16 protein-coding genes and 1 pseudogene are annotated in these 19,133 nt (G+C 68.6%); 5 read left to right on the forward strand and 12 right to left on the reverse strand.

Annotated elements, in window-relative coordinates; all coding sequences use genetic code 11:
• A pseudogene (locus FHD67_RS13630) lies at positions 1–1,521 on the reverse strand (hypothetical protein); the annotation flags it as partial.
• 201 nt (positions 1,522–1,722) lie between these two features.
• Between FHD67_RS13630 and FHD67_RS13635 the strand changes: the two are divergent.
• On the forward strand, positions 1,723–2,733 hold the full coding sequence (locus FHD67_RS13635; RefSeq protein WP_139599010.1) for an SIMPL domain-containing protein: 1,011 nt from the start codon (positions 1,723–1,725) through the stop codon (positions 2,731–2,733).
• A 50-nt stretch (positions 2,734–2,783) separates the two neighbouring features.
• Here FHD67_RS13635 and FHD67_RS13640 read toward each other — a convergent pair whose 3' ends face one another.
• Both FHD67_RS13640 and FHD67_RS13645 read right to left on the reverse strand, forming a co-directional pair.
• On the reverse strand, positions 2,784–4,070 hold the full coding sequence (locus FHD67_RS13640) for an O-acetylhomoserine aminocarboxypropyltransferase/cysteine synthase family protein (RefSeq protein WP_176695133.1): 1,287 nt from the start codon (positions 4,068–4,070) through the stop codon (positions 2,784–2,786).
• 105 nt (positions 4,071–4,175) lie between these two features.
• Complete coding sequence (locus tag FHD67_RS13645; protein ID WP_045999093.1) at positions 4,176–5,018, reverse strand: AAA family ATPase; 843 nt, start codon at positions 5,016–5,018, stop codon at positions 4,176–4,178.
• A gap of 174 nt (positions 5,019–5,192) precedes the next feature.
• Here FHD67_RS13645 and dksA point away from each other — a divergent pair, with 174 nt between their 5' ends.
• Positions 5,193–5,615 carry an RNA polymerase-binding protein DksA gene (gene dksA / locus FHD67_RS13650; RefSeq protein ID WP_045984066.1) on the forward strand — a complete coding sequence of 141 codons (423 nt, stop codon included), beginning with the start codon at positions 5,193–5,195 and terminating at the stop codon, positions 5,613–5,615.
• Between the two features lie 67 nt (positions 5,616–5,682).
• Positions 5,683–6,801 carry an FAD-dependent oxidoreductase gene (locus FHD67_RS13655; protein WP_139599012.1) on the forward strand — a complete coding sequence of 373 codons (1,119 nt, stop codon included), beginning with the start codon at positions 5,683–5,685 and terminating at the stop codon, positions 6,799–6,801.
• A gap of 72 nt (positions 6,802–6,873) precedes the next feature.
• Here the strand turns inward: FHD67_RS13655 and glmM are convergent, their stop codons facing one another.
• From glmM to FHD67_RS13690, 7 genes are all read right to left on the reverse strand, one after another.
• Positions 6,874–8,217, reverse strand: a complete 1,344-nt coding sequence (glmM, locus tag FHD67_RS13660) for a phosphoglucosamine mutase (protein WP_139599013.1) — start codon at positions 8,215–8,217, stop codon at positions 6,874–6,876.
• Positions 8,214–9,203, reverse strand: coding sequence for a dihydropteroate synthase (gene folP / locus FHD67_RS13665; protein WP_139599048.1), 990 nt, complete (start codon positions 9,201–9,203; stop codon positions 8,214–8,216). Before folP ends, glmM begins: the two co-directional genes overlap by 4 nt.
• Before the next feature lie 9 nt (positions 9,204–9,212).
• Complete coding sequence (locus FHD67_RS13670) at positions 9,213–10,010, reverse strand: dihydroneopterin aldolase (RefSeq protein ID WP_246071299.1); 798 nt, start codon at positions 10,008–10,010, stop codon at positions 9,213–9,215.
• A 41-nt stretch (positions 10,011–10,051) separates the two neighbouring features.
• Positions 10,052–10,648 carry a cell wall hydrolase gene (locus FHD67_RS13675; RefSeq protein WP_052714635.1) on the reverse strand — a complete coding sequence of 199 codons (597 nt, stop codon included), beginning with the start codon at positions 10,646–10,648 and terminating at the stop codon, positions 10,052–10,054.
• A gap of 324 nt (positions 10,649–10,972) precedes the next feature.
• Complete coding sequence (locus tag FHD67_RS13680; RefSeq protein WP_127898610.1) at positions 10,973–13,516, reverse strand: putative PEP-binding protein; 2,544 nt, start codon at positions 13,514–13,516, stop codon at positions 10,973–10,975.
• A 174-nt stretch (positions 13,517–13,690) separates the two neighbouring features.
• Complete coding sequence (locus FHD67_RS13685; RefSeq protein WP_139599016.1) at positions 13,691–14,368, reverse strand: peptidylprolyl isomerase; 678 nt, start codon at positions 14,366–14,368, stop codon at positions 13,691–13,693.
• Entirely contained in the window at positions 14,361–14,867 is a 507-nt protein-coding gene (locus FHD67_RS13690; protein WP_042251774.1) for a peptidylprolyl isomerase, read from the reverse strand. Before FHD67_RS13690 ends, FHD67_RS13685 begins: the two co-directional genes overlap by 8 nt.
• 176 nt (positions 14,868–15,043) lie before the next feature.
• Between FHD67_RS13690 and FHD67_RS13695 the strand changes: the two genes are divergently transcribed.
• On the forward strand, positions 15,044–16,246 hold the full coding sequence (locus FHD67_RS13695; RefSeq protein WP_139599017.1) for a phosphoglycerate kinase: 1,203 nt from the start codon (positions 15,044–15,046) through the stop codon (positions 16,244–16,246).
• Between the two features lie 28 nt (positions 16,247–16,274).
• On the opposite strand, the gene FHD67_RS13700 is transcribed toward FHD67_RS13695, so the two are convergent.
• The gene (locus tag FHD67_RS13700) at positions 16,275–16,535 is read right to left on the reverse strand and encodes a hypothetical protein (RefSeq protein ID WP_127898607.1); all 261 of its coding nucleotides are present in this window, start codon (positions 16,533–16,535) and stop codon (positions 16,275–16,277) included.
• 204 nt (positions 16,536–16,739) lie between these two features.
• Between FHD67_RS13700 and FHD67_RS13705 the strand changes: the two genes are divergently transcribed.
• The gene (locus FHD67_RS13705) at positions 16,740–17,672 is read left to right on the forward strand and encodes a class I fructose-bisphosphate aldolase (RefSeq protein WP_045999101.1); all 933 of its coding nucleotides are present in this window, start codon (positions 16,740–16,742) and stop codon (positions 17,670–17,672) included.
• Between the two features lie 82 nt (positions 17,673–17,754).
• Here FHD67_RS13705 and FHD67_RS13710 read toward each other — a convergent pair whose 3' ends face one another.
• Positions 17,755–19,044 (reverse strand): homoserine dehydrogenase, encoded by a 1,290-nt coding sequence (locus tag FHD67_RS13710; protein ID WP_045999102.1) that lies wholly within the window; start codon positions 19,042–19,044, stop codon positions 17,755–17,757.
• Between the last annotated feature and the right edge of the window lie 89 nt (positions 19,045–19,133).

Here is a 19,133-nt window from a genome sequence, read left to right on the forward strand (position 1 = left end):
CGGGACCGTCGGCTGGCGGTCGGGCGTGGCAGGTACGGAGGCCGCAGCCGGGGTCGCCCGGGGCGGACGGGCCGACCGCGCCAACTGCTCGGCCTGCGCGGCGGCGGTTTGCGCGGCGGACGGGGTCGGCGCGGTTGCAGCGGGTGTCGGCGTCGCGGGTGCCGCGGCGGTCGCCATGGTCTCTGCGGGTGCAGGTTCGGCGGGCGTCGGCTCCGCGGCGGGCGCAACTTCGGTGGTCGCGGTTGCAGCCGGGGTGGCCGTCAGATCGGCGATCATCGATGCTGCGGGCGGCACGGCGACTGGTGTCGATGCAGGGGCAGGCGCACGGGCCTGGGCCAGCGCCTCGGCCAGGGCCTGATCCAGGGCGTCGGGCTGTTCGGGCGTCGTCTGCGCGGTCTGCGGTTCCTGTGCCACAGGGACGGGGTCGACCGGCGTCGTGGTCGTAGGTGCAACCGGGATGGCTGCTTGCGGGGCGGGTGCCGTCTGCTGCGGCTCTGCCGCGACGGGAGCCTGCTGGACAGGTGCCTGCTGAACGGGGGCCTGCGGAACGGGGGCTTGGGCCAGTTCCTCCTGCGGCGCGGGGCGGCCAAGGAACAGCAGCGCCATGACCAGCAGCAGGGCCAGCCCGCCCAACAGGACAGGCAGACGCGCCGGGTCCAGGGCGCGTAGGCGGTCGGACAGCGTCGGCGCGACGTCTTCGGCGGGTGCGGCCGCGTCGCGTTCCGCCCGGGCGGCGGCGGCGCGGCTGTGCACGGCCTCGGCCCGCGGCGACAGGCGCTTTGCGGTCAGCGGCCCGCTGCCGTGGCGGATCACCGCGGCAGGCGTCTCACCCGTCGGGGGCGCGACGGTGTCGGTGGCGGGCGGGACCGAGACCGCTGCCGGGACCGCGACCACATGCGGGATGATGCGCGAAATGACCGGCACCGCCGCGACGACGGGCTGTTCGATCTCGATCTGCGGGGCGGTCACGCGCGCCTGGCTGAGGACCGGCTCGCTGAAGGGCCGGCGGTTGTACTGTTCCTGCACCAGCCGCGAGGGGCCGAAATCGGGATTGCCCTGGAACCGGTCGTCGCCCGGCCGCGCCTGAAATCCGGATGGGCGAAAGCCCTGGGCGCGGGCGAAATCCTCGGCCTCGTGCAGGGTGCGGCGGGCGACGGCGGCCACGCGCAACGTCTCGATGTCGCCGTTCGTGGCGGGGCACCAGTCGAAGGCCAGATCCTCGGCGCGATAGGGGGTCGACGCCTCCAGCGCGCGCGCAATGGTTGCAGCGGTGTCCGAGCCGAAGGGGACCGTCAGCACCGTGTACAGGATCTGATCGTCGGGGATCACCAGGACCGTGTCCAGTTCCCCGGCCTGGCCGCCCGCCTGCTCGCGCAGCCCGTTCAGCACGGCGGCCATGTCGCCGCCGGCGAAGCGGGCATGGCCCAAGGGCCGCCAATCCGGGCCGTTGCGGCATTCCAGCCGGACCGCCTCCTGGGTGAAGCTCATGGCGAATTCGGGTGGCGCGGCGTGCTGGTTCATGGCTGTCTTCACTGCTCGGGGTGCGTCGCGTGGTCGTGCCCGCGACGTCATTGTTCACCAATCACCACTACCGCAAATTGTGGAACGTTGAAAGAAGAACTGCCATATCTGTGATCGGTTTTGCGCGTGAAAGGGCTAGGAAGCGGGCATCGGGCAGGGCATCAACGCCTGAGCGAACACGCGATCAGAAAGGATCCCCTGATGCGACCGATCTTCCGTGCCCCCCCTGCAAGACGGCTGGCCCTGTCCGTGGCCATGACCGCCCTGATGGCCGCACCCGTCCTTGCCGCGCCCATGGCCTGCGGTCCGGCCGGTCCGTCGCGCCTGACCGTCACCGGCGAGGGGCAGTCGCGCATCGCCCCCGACATGGCGACCGTCCAGCTGGGCGTGACCACGCAGGCCGACAGCGCCGCCGCCGCGATGGAGCAGAACAGCACCCAGCAGAGTGCCGTGATCGAGGCGCTGACCGGTGCCGGGATCGACGAGGCGCAGATCCAGACCTCGGGGCTGAACCTGAACCCGCTGATGCAGTATGGCGAGAACCAGGCCCCGACCGTCACCGGCTATCAGGCGACGAACACCGTTGCGGTGCGCGTGTCCGACCTGGCCCGTCTAGGCGAGGTTCTGGATGCCATCGTCACCGCGGGCGCCAATGAGATCAACGGCATCACCTTCAGCCGCGAGGATGGCACCGAGGCGCAGGATCAGGCCCGCCGCGATGCCGTGACCGACGCACGCCGCAAGGCCGAGCTGCTGGCAGAGGCCGCGGGCGTCGACCTGGGCCCGGTGCTGACGCTGCGCGACATTCAGACCGGCACGGGCGGACCGCGCCCGATGATGCGCATGGAGGCCGCGATGGCCGATGCCGTGCCCGTCCAGGCCGGAGAGGTCGAGATGGCCGCCCAGGTCGAGATCGAATACGCGCTGGCCGGAGAGGATGCCTGTGCGCCGATGCCGCCGCACGGTATGGGCATGCATCACGGCGACCGCGGTCATGGCGGCCCCGAGCATGGTGGGCCTGAGCATGGTGGGCCTGAGCATGGTGGCCCCGAACATGGAGGTCGGGAGCATGGCGGCCCCGCCGGTGGTCCGGCGAGCGGGCCTGACGGCAGCCCCGTTCATCCGCCGATGCCCGGCGACGGTGCGCCTGCGCCGGACGAACCGATCGTGCCCGGCATCGTCGAGCCACTGCCCGAGACCCCGGCGAACTGATCGGATGACATTGCAGAGACGGGCCGGGGGGCGACCCCCGGCCCGTTTCGTCAGGCCGTGGCCTTGGTCAGGGCCTGATCCAGGTCGGCGATCAGGTCGTCCGCATCCTCGATGCCCACCGACAGGCGAACGACCTCGGGGGCGGCACCGGCGGCGCGCTGCTGATCCTCGGTCAGTTGGCGGTGGGTGGTGGAGGCCGAATGGATCACCAGCGACCGCGCATCGCCCAGGTTCGCCACATGGCTGAACAGCGACAGCGCATCGACCAGCTTGACCGCCGCCGCATAGCCGCCCCTGATCGCGAAGGTGAACAGCGCCCCGGCGCCCTTGGGATACAGCCGGCGCGCCGTCGCGTTCCACGGAGAGCTGTCCAGGCCGGCATAGGTCACCCGCTCCACCCGGTCGTCGGCCTCCAGCCAGGCGGCGACCTTCTGCGCGTTGGCGACATGGCGTTCCATCCGCAGGCCAAGCGTCTCGATCCCCATCAGCGTGTAATGCGCGCCCTGCGGGTTCATGGTCATGCCCAGATCGCGCAGCCCGATGGCGATGCCGTGGAAGGTGAAGGCCATGTTGCCGAAGGTCTCGTGGAATTTCAGCCCATGATAGGCGGGTTCCGGGGCAGACAGGCTGGGGAACTTGTCGCTGGCGGACCAGTCGAAGGTGCCGCTGTCCACGACCACGCCGCCGGTGACCGTGCCGTTGCCGGTCATATATTTCGTCAGGCTGTGCACGACCAGCGTCGCGCCCATTTCGATCGGGCGGCACAGATAGGGGGTGGCCAGCGTGTTGTCGACGATCAGCGGGATCCCCGCCGCATCCGCGATGGCCGCGACCGCCGGGATGTCGGTGACCGACCCGCCGGGATTGCTGATCGATTCGCAGAAGACCGCGCGCGTGTCGTCGTCGATCGCCGCGCGCAGCGCCTCGGGGTCGTCGAAATCGACAAATTTGGCCGACCATCCGAATCGCCGGATCGTGTGGCTGAACTGGGTCACGGTGCCGCCATAGAGCCGGGTCGAGGCCACGATGTTGCGCCCCGGCGCCATCAGCGGAAACAGCGCCATGATCTGCGCCGCATGGCCCGACGAACAGCAGACCGCGCCCGCACCCCCCTCCAGCGCCGCGACGCGCGCTTGCAGCGCCGCGACGGTCGGGTTGGTCAGGCGCGAATAGATGTATCCGACCTCCTGCAGGTTGAACAGGCGCGCGGCGTGGTCGGCGTCGCGGAAGGCATAGGCCGTCGTCTGATAGATCGGCACCTGCCGCGCCCCGGTCGCCGGGTCGGCAGCCGCCCCCGCATGGATCGCCCGCGTGTCGAAACCCTGTTGATCGCTCATGATGTCCTCCCTCCGATGTGGCGCAAGCCTAGTCGCCGGGCCGGGCGGGCGGCAATCGGGAAAAGGCTTCCCCGACGGGGGACCGGGGCAGGGGAAATCCTCTCCTCAGCGGCCCTGGCGGCGCGCCATGAAGGCCAGCTTCTCGAACAGGGCCACGTCCTGTTCGTTCTTCAGCAGCGCGCCGTGCAGCTTGGGCAGCATCGTCGCAGGATCGCGGGCCAGATCCTCGGGCGACAGGTCCTCGGCCAGGATCAGCTTCAGCCAGTCCAGGAATTCGCTGGTCGAGGGCTTCTTTTTCAGCCCCGGCACGTCACGCAGTTCCATGAACTGGGACAGCGCGCTGTCCAGCAGGCGCGGTTTCAGCCCCGGGTGGTGCACCTCGACGATGGCGCGCAGGGTCGCGGCATCGGGAAACCGGATGTAATGGAAGAAGCACCGCCGCAGGAACGCGTCGGGCAGCTCCTTTTCGTTGTTCGAGGTGATGATGACCACGGGCCGGTGCGCGGCGCGCACTGTCTCTCCGGTTTCGTAGACGTGGAACTCCATCCGGTCCAGTTCCTGCAGCAGGTCGTTCGGAAACTCGATATCGGCCTTGTCGACCTCGTCGATCAGCAGCACGACCCGCGCGGGGGCGGCAAAGGCCTGCCACAGCTTGCCCCGCCGGATATAGTTCGACACGTCGTTCACACGCGCGTCGCCCAGCTGGCTGTCGCGCAGCCGACTGACCGCATCGTATTCGTAAAGCCCCTGCTGCGCCTTGGTCGTGGACTTCACGTGCCATTCGATGATGGGCATGCCCAGGCTGGCGGCGACCTGCCGGGCCAGCTCCGTCTTGCCGGTTCCGGGCTCTCCCTTGACCAGCAGCGGGCGTTCCAGCGTGACGGCGGCGTTCACCGCCAGGGCCAGATCGGGCGGGGCCACATAGCGGTCGGTTCCCGTGAACTGCATGAAAACTCTCCTTTAGCGCAAGGTGCTTGCCCGCAACTGCCCGCAAAGTTGCGGCGAATTGCACGCCGCGCATCATTAGCGCCCTGAACCCTAGTGACAAGCAGCACGTCATACTTTAAGGGACCGCGCAAGGTGCCGGTAATTTTGCTCCGCCCGGCGCCGCCGGAGGACGTAATGAAAGCCCAGACCTTCCTTCCCCAGGATTATCGTCCCGCCGAGGACGAACCCTTCATGAACGAGCGTCAGCTCGAATATTTCCGGCGGAAGCTCGAGGCCTGGAAGCAGGAACTGCTCAGCCAGTCGGCCGAGACCCTGGAAGGACTGCAGGACAGCGCCCGCAGCGTTCCCGACCTGGCCGACCGCGCCAGCGAGGAGACCGACCGCGCGCTGGAACTGCGTACCCGCGACCGTCAGCGCAAGCTGGTCAGCAAGATCGACGCCGCGCTGCGCCGCATCGAGACAGGCGATTTCGGCTATTGCGAGATGACCGGCGAGCCGATCAGCCTGCGTCGTCTGGATGCCCGTCCCATCGCCACCATGACGCTGGAAGCGCAGGAGCGTCACGAGCGCAAGGAACGCGTTCACCGCGACGACTGATCCATCCGTCAGCGCCGCGCCAGGCCCCGCCCGGTGCGGGGCCTTGTCATATCCGGAGGTCCGATCCATGTCCGCGCTTGAGAACCGCCCCGTGACCGTCATCGGCGCCGGAATCGGCGGCCTGACGGCGGCGCTGGCCCTGGCGCGACGCGGGGCGCAGGTCACGGTCCTGGAACGCGCGCCCGAACTGGGCGAGGTCGGTGCGGGGATCCAGATCTCGGCCAATGCGGTGCGGGTGCTGGATGCGCTTGGCCTGGGAACCGCGCTGGATGGCGCCGCGCTGCGCACGGACGCGGTGCAGCTGAACGACGAACGCGGGCGGCGCGTGCTGCGCATGGACCTTCGGGCGCATCGCCCGGAGGCGCGCTTTCTGCTGATCCACCGCGCCCGCCTGATCGGTCTGCTGGCCGATGCGGCACGGCAGGCGGGCGTGACGATCCAGCTTGGCGTGACGGCGGCTGATGCCGATGGCCTGACCATCGCCGCCGATGGGCTGCGCAGCACGTATCGGGCAGCGCTGAACGGCCAGCAGGTGCCATTCTTCACCGGCCAGACCGCATGGCGCGCCCTGATCCCCGATCCCGGAGGCGCGCCCGTCGCGCAGGTCTTCATGGCCGCGCGCAGGCATCTGGTCAGCTATCCGCTGCCCGGCGGCCTGCGCAACATCGTGGCCGTCGAGGAACGCCCGGACTGGCAGGACGAGGGCTGGTCCCACCCCGGCGACCCCGACCGCCTTCGCGCGGCCTTTGCGGGCATGGGCGGGCCGGTGCCGGGCTGGCTGGCCCAGGTGGACCATACGCATTTGTGGGGTCTCTTCCGCCATCCGGTCGCGGCGCGCTGGCATGACGACCGGCTTGCCCTGCTGGGCGATGCGGCCCACCCGACGCTGCCCTTTCTGGCCCAGGGCGCGGGCATGGCCATCGAGGATGCCTGGACGCTGGCCGCCTGCCTGCACACGATCCCGGATCAGCCACAGGCCCTGGCCCGCTATCAGGCGCTGCGCCAGCCGCGCGTGACCCGGATCGTCGATGCGGCGAACGCCAATGCCCGCAACTATCATTTCGGGGGTGTCATGCGGATCGGCGCGCATTCAGTGCTGCGCGTGGCGGACCGCCTGGCGCCGTCGCTGATGCCCGGCCGTTTCGACTGGCTCTATGACTTCGATCCGGCGGAACAGATACCCTGACCTACCATCGGCACCCCTCCGCGACTGGGGGTCCGGGGGGCGCATAGCCCCCCGGCCGCCGCGGGACGCAAATCAGGCCGCGCGTTCGACCGCCGCGACGATGCCGTCGACGACCTCGCGCAGGACGGCCTCGTCGTCCGCCTCGGCCATCACCCGGATCAGCGGCTCGGTCCCCGATTTCCGGATCAGCACCCGGCCAGACCCGGCCAGCCGCGCCTCGGCATCTGCGATCATGCGCTTGACCGGCTCGGCCGCCAGCGGATCGGCACCCGCGGCATAGCGGACGTTCTTTAGCATCTGCGGCACGGGTTCGAACTGCGCGACCAGTTCGCTTGCCGCCCGACCCGTCTCGGCCATCGCGCCCAGCACCTGCATCGCGGCCACCAGCCCGTCGCCGGTGGTGGCATAGTCGGTCATCACGATATGACCCGACTGTTCGCCGCCCAGGTTGAACCCGCCCTCGCGCATGCGCTCGACCACATAGCGGTCGCCGACCTGCGTCCGCTCCAGCCGCAAGCCGCGCGCGGTCAGGTAATGCTCCAACCCCAGGTTAGACATGACCGTGGCGACCAGCGCGCCGCCTGCAAGCCGGCCCTGTTCGGCCCACCGCCCGGCCAACAGCGCCATGATCTGGTCACCATCCGCCACGCGGCCCGTCTGGTCCACGATCACCACCCGGTCGGCATCGCCGTCCAGGCTGATTCCCAGATGCGCGCCATGGGCACGGACCGCATCGGCGCAGGCCTGGGGATGCGTGCTTCCGACGCCGTCGTTGATGTTGAATCCGTCCGGCTTGACGCCCAGGGGGATCACATCCGCGCCCAGTTCCCACAGGACGTCGGGCGCGGCGCGATAGGCGGCGCCGTTCGCGCAGTCCAAGACCACCTTCAGCCCGTCCAGCCGCAGCTTGGCCGGGAAGGTCGTCTTGGCATATTCCATGTAGCGGCCCCGACCGTCGTCGATCCGCTTGGCCCGGCCGATGCTGGCCGGGGCGACGGGGTCCAGCGCGCCCGCGACCAGCGCCTCGATCTCGGCCTCGGCCTCGTCGGACAGCTTGAAGCCGTCGGGACCGAAGAACTTGATGCCGTTGTCCTCGGCAGGGTTGTGGCTGGCCGAGATCATGATCCCCAGATCGGCCCGCATCGACCGCGTCAGGAACCCGACGGCCGGCGTCGGCACCGGGCCCAGCAGCAGCACGTTCATCCCCGTGCTGGTCAACCCCGCCGTCAGCGCGTTTTCCAGCATGTAGCCCGACAGGCGCGTGTCCTTGCCGATCACCACGCGGTGCCGGTTGCGCCCGTCGCGGCGAAAGTAACGGCCGGCGGCGGCGCCAAGGCGCAGCGCCATCTCGGCGGTCATCGGATAGGTGTTGGCGCGCCCGCGGACCCCGTCGGTGCCGAAAAGCTTTCTGCTCATGTCCCTGCCTTCCCGTTCTTGTTGAGGGCCGCGATCAGGCGCAGCCCCTGTGCGTGTTCCGCGACATCGTGGACGCGGTGGATCTGGACCCCCTGGGCCACGGCCGCGACCGTCAGGGCCAGCGTGCCGGGCATGCGCTCTGCCGCCAGGTCGGCCCCGCCGATCCGGCCGATGAAACGCTTGCGCGACACGCCCAGCAGGATCGGGCAGCCCAACCCATGATACAGCGAAATCCGCCGCAGGATCGCCAGATTATGCGCCTCCGTCTTGCCAAAGCCGATGCCCGGATCGATCACGATGCGATCAGCGGGAATGCCCGCCCGGACCGCCCGGTCGATGCGTGCGGCCAAGGCATCATAGACGTCCAGCAGCACGTCGTCGTAACGCGGGTCGTCCTGCATCGTGGCGGGCAGCCCCTGCGCATGCATCAGGCAGACAGGCACCCCGGCACCGGCCACCAGGGGTGCCAGTCCCGCATCGAAATCGAAGCCCGACACGTCGTTGACCATACCGGCCCCGGCGGCAAGCGCCGCCTGCGCGACCGCGGCCTTGCGCGTATCGACCGATATCGGCAACAGGCCGCGGGCAGCCTCGATCGCGGGCAGGATGCGGGCAATCTCGTCCGGGACGGCGATCTCCTCGGCTCCGGGACGGGTGGATTCGCCGCCGATGTCCAAAAGGTCCGCCCCATCCGCCGCCAGGGCACGCACGTGGGTTGCAGGATCGTACCGGCCGCCGTCCGAGAAGCTGTCGGGGGTCGCATTGACGATGCCCATCAGCCGCGGCCGGTCCAGCGTCAGGCCCAGAACGGGCGGCCGCGGGGCCGTCAGAGCCGCCATCACGCGATCGGGTGCGCTGTCGACGATGCGCGGCGCCGCGCCGCGCTGCAGGCATTCCAGATGCGTGAACCCCGTCCACCCCCCGGCGAGGGGCCAGCGGCCGCACTGATCCTGCGGTATCGGGCGATAGTAGAGGCCGTCCTGCATCATCGGATGTCAGGCGGTGCGCAGATGCGCGACGCTGACCGCCAGCCCGTCCGGTACAACCGGCAGCGGCCTGTGGGCGGGGCCAGCGAAATCAATGTGATGGGCCCCAAGACGCCCCGCAAGCCACAGCGCAAGGTTGTCGGGACCATCGCCTGCATCCGGGGCATCGGCGGCAAGACGCGTGGGCGCCCAGATCACCGGCTGGCGCAGCTGGATCGCGGCGTCCAGTTCGGTACGGGTCTCTGCCACCTCGATGCCCAGGTCGCCGCCAAGCCGCCATGCGGCCTGATCCAGCGACAACAGCGCCAGGCGGCGGGCATGCGGGCCGTTATCGGTGATGGGCAGGGCGCCCGGAACGATCACGACCGCCCCCGGGGCCAGCGTAGCGCCGGGGGCGTGCACCAGGATCGCCACCTGTGCCGCCACGCCCGTGGCGGGAACGCGGCCCCGATGACGGATGATCGACACGCCAAGGGCGCCCGGACCGCGGTCCAGCTTTTCGACGCTGACGGTGATGCGGGCGGCGCGGGGATGGGCCAGAACCTCGGCGGCGATGCGTTCGGCCAGCGTCTCGACCAGGTTGTAGCGCTGATCGGCCAGCGCCGTATCCACCGCCTGCGTCAGTACGTCATAGGACAGAACGGCGTCGACATGATCGCCGCTGCCTGCAACGGTCTCTCGCAGATCCACGGTCAGGTTGAAGCGCAGGCGCTGATCCAGGCCGCGTTCCGATTGAAAGGCGCCGATCTCGGCCGAAAGGACGTGGTCGCGCAGAAAGATGCGGTCGGGATGTTCCATATCCGCCATTCACAGCAAATCCGCGGCGCGGGCAACCCCCGCCGCAGACCTCAGTTCGAGGCGACGCGCTGATTGGTGCGATAGAAGATGTGGCGGCCGATCTGGACGGTGCGCTGGAAACGGCGCGACCAGGACGGGCTGACCGCCGGGGTGTGGAAATAGGTGGCGCCACCGGTCAGCTGGCGCGGTGCGCCGGCCAGGGCTTCGGCCGCGATGTCCTGGGCACGCAGATAGGCGGCCTTGTTGCGGATCGGCTTGGCGCCGCCGATGGTATAGCTGAACTGGCTGGGCTGGTTGATCACGCCGCAGACGGTGCGGGGAAAGGCGCCGCTGTCGACGCGGTTCAGGATGACCTCGGCCACGGCCATCTGACCCTGGCGGCCCTCGCCGCGGGCCTCGTGGTAGAGGGCCTCTGCCATGCAGTCCAGATCGGCGCGGGAAATCACCTTGCGCGTGTTGGCCAGATGCAGGGTTTCGACGGGCTCATCGGGAGTGATCTCGACCGTGACGGGCATCGCGTCGGTATAAAGCAGCGGCGTGGGCCGCGGCGCGTTCGCGGCGGCTTGCAAAGCGCCGAACATGCCGGTATCGGCGGAAAAAAGCGATCCGTTTCCCCCGGCAAGGGCAGTGGTCGTCAGAAGGGGCATGGCTGTTGCCGCACATAAAAGAGCGTGCGCCAGCCGTTTCGACAGCTTGGGCATGTACAGTCCTATACAAGGTCCCGTGTTGACGGGGCATTAATGCCCGGTCGACAGGGATGGTCTGTCACGCCGGGCGGGCTGACGATGTGATTAGGATTTTCGGCATCTGCTGTGCCATCCCACTTCGGCGTGAGGCCCGGAACCGGCCCGTTCGGGGCAGTTTTGGGCAGCAATCCGCCACGCCGTTGCGCGGAAACCGGCAACTTCCGGCACATGGGTGTAGGGGTCAGATGTTATGTCCAGCCAAATCAGCAACTTGCAGTTGCAGAATCACGACCGGGGCACAGGCGGGCGATTTCTGATGGCCGATTGCGCCGCCGCAAGCCGCGCGACCGGCACGCGGAAGGGTGAACAGGACACGTAATCCACGCCCGCCTGATGGCAGAACGCGATGGATTCGGGGTTGCCGCCATGCTCTCCGCAGACGCTCAGGGTGATGCCCGGAGCCTGCGCGCGGGCGCGCTGCACGCCGATCAGCAACAGCTCTCCGACCCCGTCCTGATCCAGGACATGGAAGGGATCCTCGGCATAGACCCCCTGGCCCACATAGGTCCCCATGAAGCGCCCGGCATCGTCGCGCGACAGGCCATAGGTCATCTGCGTCAGATCGTTCGTGCCGAAGGACAGGAAGGCGCTGTGGGCCGCGATGTCGCCGGCACGCAGGGCGGCACGCGGCGTTTCCACCATCACGCCGAGGCGATAGGTGAAATCGGTGCGCATCTCGTTCCTGACGGCGGCCGCGACGGCGTCGATGCGGGTCTTGACCAGCTCGACCTCGCGCATGGCGCTGACCAGCGGGATCATGATCTCGGGGACGACGGGGTCGCCCTTGCGGCTGGCCTGGACGGTCGCCTCGAAGATCGCACGGGCCTGCATGTCATAGATTTCTGGAACGGTGATCCCAAGACGGACCCCCCGCATGCCCAGCATCGGGTTGAATTCGGTCAGCGCCTCCACGCGCCGGGTCACGTCCGACAGCGGCAGGTCCAGCGATTCTGCCAGTTCGCGCAGCCCCTCGCGGTCATGGGGCAGGAATTCGTGCAGTGGCGGGTCGAACAACCGGATGGTGACGGGAAGTCCTGCCATGATCTCGAACAGGCTGGCGAAATCCTGGCGCTGCATGGGCAGGATGCGGTCCAGGGACAGGCGCCGGTCCTCGGGCGTGTCGGCAAAGATCATCTCGCGCATGGCGGGCAGGCGTTCGGCGTCGAAGAACATGTGCTCCGTGCGGCACAGGCCGATGCCCTGGGCCTGGAACCGCCGGGCGGCGCGGGCGTCCTCGGGGGTGTCGGCATTGGCGCGCACGCCCATGCCGCCCGCATCCGCGGCCCAGTCCATCAGCTGTGTGAACGCATCGTCCAGCGCGGGGGGCAGCAGGACGGCCGCGCCTGCCAGAACCTCACCAGAGCTGCCGTCGATGGTGATCTCATCACCCTCGTGCAGGATGCGGGATCCGGCACGCACGGTGCGGGCGCGGGCGTCGATGGTCAGGCCGCTGGCGCCCACGATGCAGGGCAGGCCCAAGCCGCGGGCGATCACCGCCGCATGGCTGGTCGTGCCGCCCCGCTCGGTCAGCACCGCGACCGAGGCGTGCATGCCGCGGATGTCCTCGGGCACGGTTTCGCGCCGCACCAGGATACAGGGTTCTCCCCGTGCATGGGCAGATTGCGCGCTGGCGGCGGAAAAGACGATGCGCCCGGTGGCGGCCCCGGGGCTTGCATCAATGCCGCGCGCGATCACGTCGCGGGGCGCGCGCGGGTCGACCTGATGGTGCAGCAGGTCGGCCAGGGCGCGCGGCTCGACGCGCATCAGCGCCTCCTCGGGGGGGATGATCCCGTCGCGCGCCAGGCTGACCGCGATGCGGACGCCGGCGCGGCTGCCGCGGGCCACGCGGGTGGCGTCGATGACGCTGATCCGGCCCTCGGTCACGACGAACTCGATCTGCATCTCCTCGCGCAGGCGCTCGCGGGCGGCAATGCCGAAGCGGACCAAGTCGGCAAAGATCTCGGGCGCAGTGTCCTCCAGCGCGGGGCCGCGGTCGTCGCGGGTCAGGAACAGCGTCTCGGCACCCGCCCCGACGGTCGCGCCGTGGCGCTGGCCTCGAAAGCGTCCGGTGACGCGCGGGGTGCCGGTGACGGGGTCGATGAACTGGATCGTGCCCGATCCGCAGATGCCCGGACCAAGCGCCAGCGCCATTTCCTGCACCACCAGACCCAAGGGCGCATCGGCGGGCGCACCCTTGGCCTGACGCAGCAGGCGGGCGGTTGGCCCGTCCCATGCACGCGCCATGCTGCGCAGCACCTCGGACAGCTGTTCCGTGGGGTCCTGGGGGAAGGGCTGGTCCATCTCGTCCTGGTAGTGGCGCAGGCTGGCCGCCAGGGCATCGGGGCCATCCTGCGTGAACAGGTCTGGGTCCAACCGCGCGATATGGATCGCATAGCTTTGGACGAAGGACAGATAGACCGCGTCAGCATTATCGCGCCCGATCACCTCGGCCAGCCGCGCGTGCAGCGCATCGTTGATGCCGACGTTCAGGACGGTTCCGGGCCCGCCCCATTCCGGCATCGCGGCCGAGGGGCGCACGCTGACCAAGCCGCTGCCCGCAAAGATGTCCAACAGGGCGTCGGGCTGGATGCGCCGCCCCTGGGCGATCATGCGGACGGTGTCGGCAGGGATCGCAAAGCTGCGCGGGACGGGAAGCTGCATCCGGACCAGCCGCTGCAGGCATTTCGCACGCCACCCATGCAGCTCGCGGCTGATCGGGGCCGAGGGCGTGATCTGCAATGCGGTGGCGGGTGGGGGTGCGCTGGTCATGACCCCGGCATCCTAGGGGCGGCGACCGCAGTCCCGCAAGGCCATTATGCGGCAGTGCAGCAGAGGACCATGCGGCGCGTCCGCGCATGGCGCCGGATCGTCGATAAAAGAAGGAATATCCCCGCAAGGAGAGGGATCAGGGGACCGGGGCCCCCTGATCGGATCGCATGGGGATCAGCCCTCGGCGTCTTCCGCAGGGGCTTCCTCGGCCGGGGAGTCGGCAGCGGGTGCCTTCTCAGCGGGGGCGGCCGTGTCACCGTCCGCGATGGTCACGGTCATCATGTAGTCGGGCTCGGTCACCGATCCATTGGTGGCGGCGTCGCCCTTCTTGATGGAGTCCAGCACGTCCCAGCCTTCGATCAGCTGACCCACGACAGTATATTCACCGTCCAGGAACGGCGCCGGGGCCAGGTCGATGAAGAACTGGCTGTTCGCGCTGTTGGGGTCCATGGCACGGGCCATGCCAACCGTTCCGCGGTCGAAGGTCTGTTCGGTGAACTCGGCCTCCAGGTCGGGCAGGTCGGAACCGCCCATCCCGGCCATCGCCGTGTCGCCGTCCTGACGGCCGTTCTCGACGTCGCCGGTCTGAGCCATGAAGCCGTCGATGACGCGGTGGAACACCACGCCGTCATAGGCACCCGAATTCGTCAGCTCGACCAGGCGGGCGACGTGGTTGGGCGCCAGATCCTCGCGGAGGTCCAGCACGATCGTGCCCTTGGACGTGCCTTCGGCATCGGCAACCTCGATGACCATGTTCGGGCCGTCGGTATCCTCGACCTGCGGGTTGGTCCCCTGCGCGGTCGCGGCGGTGCCCAGCATCAGCAAGGCCGGGATCAGCGCGGCCTTACGCATCGGCGGCCACCTTGACGCTGATCATGCGGTCCGGGTTCACCGGCGGCTCTCCGCGGGCGATCTTGTCGACATGCTCCATCCCCTCGATGACGCGGCCATAGACGGTGTACTGGCCGTTCAGGAAATGGTTGTCCTTGAAGTTGATGAAGAACTGGCTGTTTGCGCTGTTCGGGTTCTGCGACCGCGCGGCGCCGATGGTGCCACGGTCATGGGGCAGCTTGGAGAACTCGGCCGGTAGGTCCGGCTTGTCCGATCCGCCCGTGCCGGCGCGGCCGGGGTTGTAGTCCTTTTCCATGTTCGCATGGGCTACGTCGCCCGTCTGGGCCATGAAGCCCTCGATGACGCGGTGGAAGGCCACGTTGTCATAAGCGCCGGCGCGGGCCAGTTCCTTCATGCGCTCGGCATGCTTGGGGGCCACGTCGGACAGCAGCTCGATGACGACGGGGCCGTCCTTGAGCTGGATGACGATGGTGTTTTCCGGGTCCTTGATCTCGGCCATGAGGCCCTCCTTTGTCAGGTGCGACCCCTGATCTAGGGTCTGTCGCTGCCCTGCGCAACGCGCGAAACCGTTATGGGGTCCGACCGGCAGGGCGGCGCGCATCCACCGGGCGCGGTTGACGCCGCGCCTGCCATGCGGGACAAGTTCGCCAACTCTTGGACCCTGAAGGATGCGACATGGCAAAGTTCAACACCATCGACGACATGGATCTTGACGGAAAGGTCGTGCTGACCCGGGTCGACGTGAACGTCCCCGTCGAGGACGGCCAGGTCACCGACACCACCCGCATCGACAAGATCGTACCGACGGTCAAGGACATCCAGGCCAAGGGAGGCATCCCCGTGCTGCTGGCACATTTCGACCGCCCCAAGGGACAGCGCGTCGAGGGCATGAGCCTGCGCCAGATCGTTCCAGCGCTAGAGGCGGCGCTGGGCCAGCCGGTCGTCTTTGCCGACGACTGCATCGGCGGTCCAGCCAAGCGCGTCGTCGCGGCGCTGCAGCCGGGGCAGGTGGCCCTGATGGAGAACACCCGCTTTCATGCAGGCGAGGAACAGAACGATGGCACGTTCGCCGCATCGCTGGCGGCGCTGGGCGGTGCCTATGTGAACGATGCCTTCTCGGCGGCCCATCGCGCCCATGCCTCGACCGAGGGGCTGGCGCGGCTGATGTATGCAGGTGCGGGTCGCCTGATGGAAGCGGAGCTGAAGGCGCTGGACGCGGCGCTGGGCGATCCGCAACGGCCGGTGATGGCGGTCGTGGGTGGTGCCAAGGTCTCGACCAAGCTGGATCTGCTGACGAACCTGGTCGAGAAGGTCGACCATCTGGTGATCGGCGGGGGAATGGCCAACACCTTCCTGGTGGCCAAGGGCGTCGAGGTCGGCAAGTCGCTGGCCGAGCGCGACATGGCCGATACCGCCCGTGCCATTCTGGAAAAGGCCGATGCCACCGGATGCAAGATCCACCTGCCGGTGGATATCGTCGTGGCACGCGAGTTCAAGGCAGGCGCGGCATCCGAGACGCTGCCCGTCGATCAGTGCCCGGCCGATGCGATGATCCTGGATGCCGGCCCCGAGACGGTCGAGGCGTTGCGTCAGGCGATGACCGCCTGCAAGACGCTGATCTGGAACGGCCCGCTGGGGGCCTTCGAGATCGAGCCCTTCGACGCCGCCACCAATGCCGCCGCGCGCGCCGCGGCCGAACTGACCGCGCAGGGACAGCTGGTGTCGGTCGCGGGCGGGGGAGACACCGTCGCGGCGCTGAACAAGGCGGGTGCGGCGGAGGGCTTCACCTTCATCTCGACCGCCGGAGGCGCGTTCCTGGAGTGGATGGAGGGCAAGACCCTGCCGGGCGTCGCAGCACTGGAAGCCGCCAAGCGCTGAGCGAATGGCGCGCCGGTGGCGGCGCGCCTCAGCCTCCGGTCTGGGCGGCCTTGGCGCCGTCCTCATAGGCCCAAAGCATCTTGAGCCACTGGGCATAGGCCATCGGCGGGGTGACGCGTTCCGCCGATTGCACCGTGGACGCGGGCAGCAGTTCGGTCTGGCTGGCACCCGCCGTGATGGGGCGCATCCAGACCGTCCGCTGGTCCGCGCCGATGCGGGTTTCCAGCGCGCTGGACCCGATGCCGAAGATCGGCAGCTGATAATGCGCCAGGGTCGTGGTCATGAACATGGCATCCTCCTGTCGGGGTCTGTCCCTGCCATGCAGGATGCGGACAATTCGTCAGAAAATCGATTCATCTGTGATTAAGCTTTTAGGGATCGCCCGCGCCGCGACGCGGCGGAAAACCGCATCTGCCTGAATTTGTTAGCGTAACCAGCATTGCCGCGGGTCCGGCGCATGCTATCCAGCACCCGACAATGATAGGAGAGACCCATGCAGATGACCGACACGGTGCGCCGCATCCTGGCCAATTACGAGGGCGAGACGCCGGGCGTGAAGGCGCAGCTGGCCCGCATGATGATGACCGGAAAGCTGGCCGGCACCGGCAAGATGATCATCCTGCCCGTGGACCAGGGGTTCGAGCATGGTCCCGCACGGTCCTTTGCGCCGAACCCGGCCGGCTATGACCCGCATTACCATTATCAGCTGGCGATCGATGCCGGGCTGAACGCCTATGCCGCGCCGCTGGGGATGATCGAGGCGGGTGCGGACACCTTTGCAGGCCAGATCCCCACCATCCTGAAAGTAAACAGCGCCAACAGCCTGATGTCGGGCACGGCGGGCAAGAACCAGGCGATCACCGCATCGGTGGATGACGCGCTGCGGCTGGGCTGCGCGGCGATCGGCTTCACGATCTATCCGGGGTCGGACATGGCACTGGACATGTTTGAGGAGATCGTGGCCATGCGCAAGGAAGCCGCCGCCAAGGGCGTGGCGACCGTCATCTGGTCCTATCCGCGCGGCGAGGCGATCACCAAGGACGGGGAGACCGCCATCGACGTGGCTGCCTATGCCGCCCAGATCGCGGCACTGATCGGCGCGCATATCATCAAGATCAAGCTGTCGACCGACCACCTGATGCTGCCCGAGGCCAAGAAGGTCTACGAGGAGAAGGCGATCGACGTGTCCAGCCAGGCCAAACGGGTCGAGCATTGCATGCAGGCCAGCTTTGGCGGACGCCGCATCGTGGTGTTCTCGGGCGGGGCGGCCAAGGGGACCGATGCGGTCTATGACGACGCCCGCGCGATCCGCGACGGCGGCGGCAACGGCTCGATCATCGGGCGCAACAGCTTTCAGCGGTCGCGCGAGGATGCGCTGGCGATGCTGGGCAAGCTGGTCGACATCTATCTGGGCAAGGACGCCTGACCAAACGGACGCGCCCCCGAAAACGGGGGCGCGACGCGATCAGCGCCTTGCGGCGCGGGACGGGGGCCGGTGGCCCCCTTTTTCATACTTCCTCGATGCGCAGCTCGACCGGGTCGCTGACCAGGACTCCGGTGCGGGGCAGGGCCTCGATGGCGTAGTCGATGGCTTCGGGCGTGGTCTTGTGGGTCACGACCAGGACCGGGACGCTGGCTGGGCTGTGCTGGCCGTACTGGCGCATCCGGTCGATCGAGATGCCGGCATCGCCCAGGACCGTCGCGACCTTGGCCAAGGCACCGGGTTTGTCCTGCAGCTCCAGACGGATGTAATAGGCTGCGGGCACGGCCGTGCGGGCGGGCTGGGCCGCGGTCAGCGATCCGGCAGGCTGTCCGAAGACCGGCATGCGGACGCCGCGCGCGATCTCGACGATGTCGGACATGACCGCGCTGGCGGTCGGGCCTTCGCCCGCGCCCGCGCCGCGCAGGACGATCTGGCCCACGCTGTCGCCCTCGATCACGACCATGTTGGTGCCGCCCACCAATTGCCCCAGGGGGCTGTCGGCGGGCACCAAGCAGGGCGACATCCGCTGTTCCAGGCCGCGGGCGGTCATCTGCGCAACGCCCAGCAGCTTGATGCGGTAACCCATGTCGCGGGCGCGGTGGATGTCATCGATGCTGACGCGCTCGATCCCCTCGATCTCGACCGCGTTGAAGTTGACCTGGGTGCCGAAGGCGATCGACGACAGGATCGCCAGCTTGTGGCCGGCGTCGATCCCGCCTACGTCCAGCGTCGGGTCGGCCTCCAGATAGCCCAGCTGGCGGGCCTCTTCGAAGACGGCGTCATAGGGCAGGCCCGCGCTCTCCATCCGGGTCAGGATGTAGTTGCAGGTGCCGTTCATCACGCCCATCACGCGGGTGATGCGGTTGCCGGCCATGCTCTCGGTTATCGACTTGATCACCGGGATGCCGCCCGCGACGGCGGCCTCGAACCGGATCACGCGGCCCAGATCCTCGGCCAGCTTGGCCAGGTGCTGACCGTGCATGGCCAGCAGCGCCTTGTTCGCGGTCACGACATCCTTGCCGGACCGCAGTGCAGCCTCGATGCTGTCGCGCGCGACGCCCGCATCCCCGCCGACCAGTTCGATGAAGACATCGACGTCATCGGCGGTGGCGACCGCCATCGGGTCCGCCTCCCACCGATAGGACGACAGGTCCGCGTCGCGGTTCTTCATGCGGTCGCGTGCGCTGACGGCGGTGATCGCCACCGGGCGACCCGACCGCATCGCCAGCAGGTCGGCGTGTTTCTGAACGATCTTGACGACACCGATCCCGACGGTGCCAAGCCCGGCGATGCCGAGGCGGAGGGGGGACGACATGAGTGCCTCTCATCCTTGATTTTGCGGGTGTTAGCGCGCCGGGCCGCGTGTTGCAACGCGCGATGCGGTCGCGGCGCGGTCCTGTGGCA

Origin of the sequence: Paracoccus haeundaensis, from assembly GCF_006239215.1 — a bacterium.
GTDB classification, from domain to species: domain Bacteria; phylum Pseudomonadota; class Alphaproteobacteria; order Rhodobacterales; family Rhodobacteraceae; genus Paracoccus; species Paracoccus marcusii.

Coding starts and splice junctions, on each gene's coding strand:
- FHD67_RS13635 (WP_139599010.1), top strand. CDS start 1,723: ATGCGACCGATCTTCCGTGCCCCCCCTGCAAGACGGCTGGCCCTGTCC.
- FHD67_RS13640 (WP_176695133.1), bottom strand. CDS start 4,070: ATGAGCGATCAACAGGGTTTCGACACGCGGGCGATCCATGCGGGGGCG.
- FHD67_RS13645 (WP_045999093.1), bottom strand. CDS start 5,018: ATGCAGTTCACGGGAACCGACCGCTATGTGGCCCCGCCCGATCTGGCC.
- dksA (WP_045984066.1), top strand. CDS start 5,193: ATGAAAGCCCAGACCTTCCTTCCCCAGGATTATCGTCCCGCCGAGGAC.
- FHD67_RS13655 (WP_139599012.1), top strand. CDS start 5,683: ATGTCCGCGCTTGAGAACCGCCCCGTGACCGTCATCGGCGCCGGAATC.
- glmM (WP_139599013.1), bottom strand. CDS start 8,217: ATGAGCAGAAAGCTTTTCGGCACCGACGGGGTCCGCGGGCGCGCCAAC.
- folP (WP_139599048.1), bottom strand. CDS start 9,203: ATGCAGGACGGCCTCTACTATCGCCCGATACCGCAGGATCAGTGCGGC.
- FHD67_RS13670 (WP_246071299.1), bottom strand. CDS start 10,010: ATGGCGGATATGGAACATCCCGACCGCATCTTTCTGCGCGACCACGTC.
- FHD67_RS13675 (WP_052714635.1), bottom strand. CDS start 10,648: ATGCCCCTTCTGACGACCACTGCCCTTGCCGGGGGAAACGGATCGCTT.
- FHD67_RS13680 (WP_127898610.1), bottom strand. CDS start 13,516: ATGACCAGCGCACCCCCACCCGCCACCGCATTGCAGATCACGCCCTCG.
- FHD67_RS13685 (WP_139599016.1), bottom strand. CDS start 14,368: ATGCGTAAGGCCGCGCTGATCCCGGCCTTGCTGATGCTGGGCACCGCC.
- FHD67_RS13690 (WP_042251774.1), bottom strand. CDS start 14,867: ATGGCCGAGATCAAGGACCCGGAAAACACCATCGTCATCCAGCTCAAG.
- FHD67_RS13695 (WP_139599017.1), top strand. CDS start 15,044: ATGGCAAAGTTCAACACCATCGACGACATGGATCTTGACGGAAAGGTC.
- FHD67_RS13700 (WP_127898607.1), bottom strand. CDS start 16,535: ATGTTCATGACCACGACCCTGGCGCATTATCAGCTGCCGATCTTCGGC.
- FHD67_RS13705 (WP_045999101.1), top strand. CDS start 16,740: ATGCAGATGACCGACACGGTGCGCCGCATCCTGGCCAATTACGAGGGC.
- FHD67_RS13710 (WP_045999102.1), bottom strand. CDS start 19,044: ATGTCGTCCCCCCTCCGCCTCGGCATCGCCGGGCTTGGCACCGTCGGG.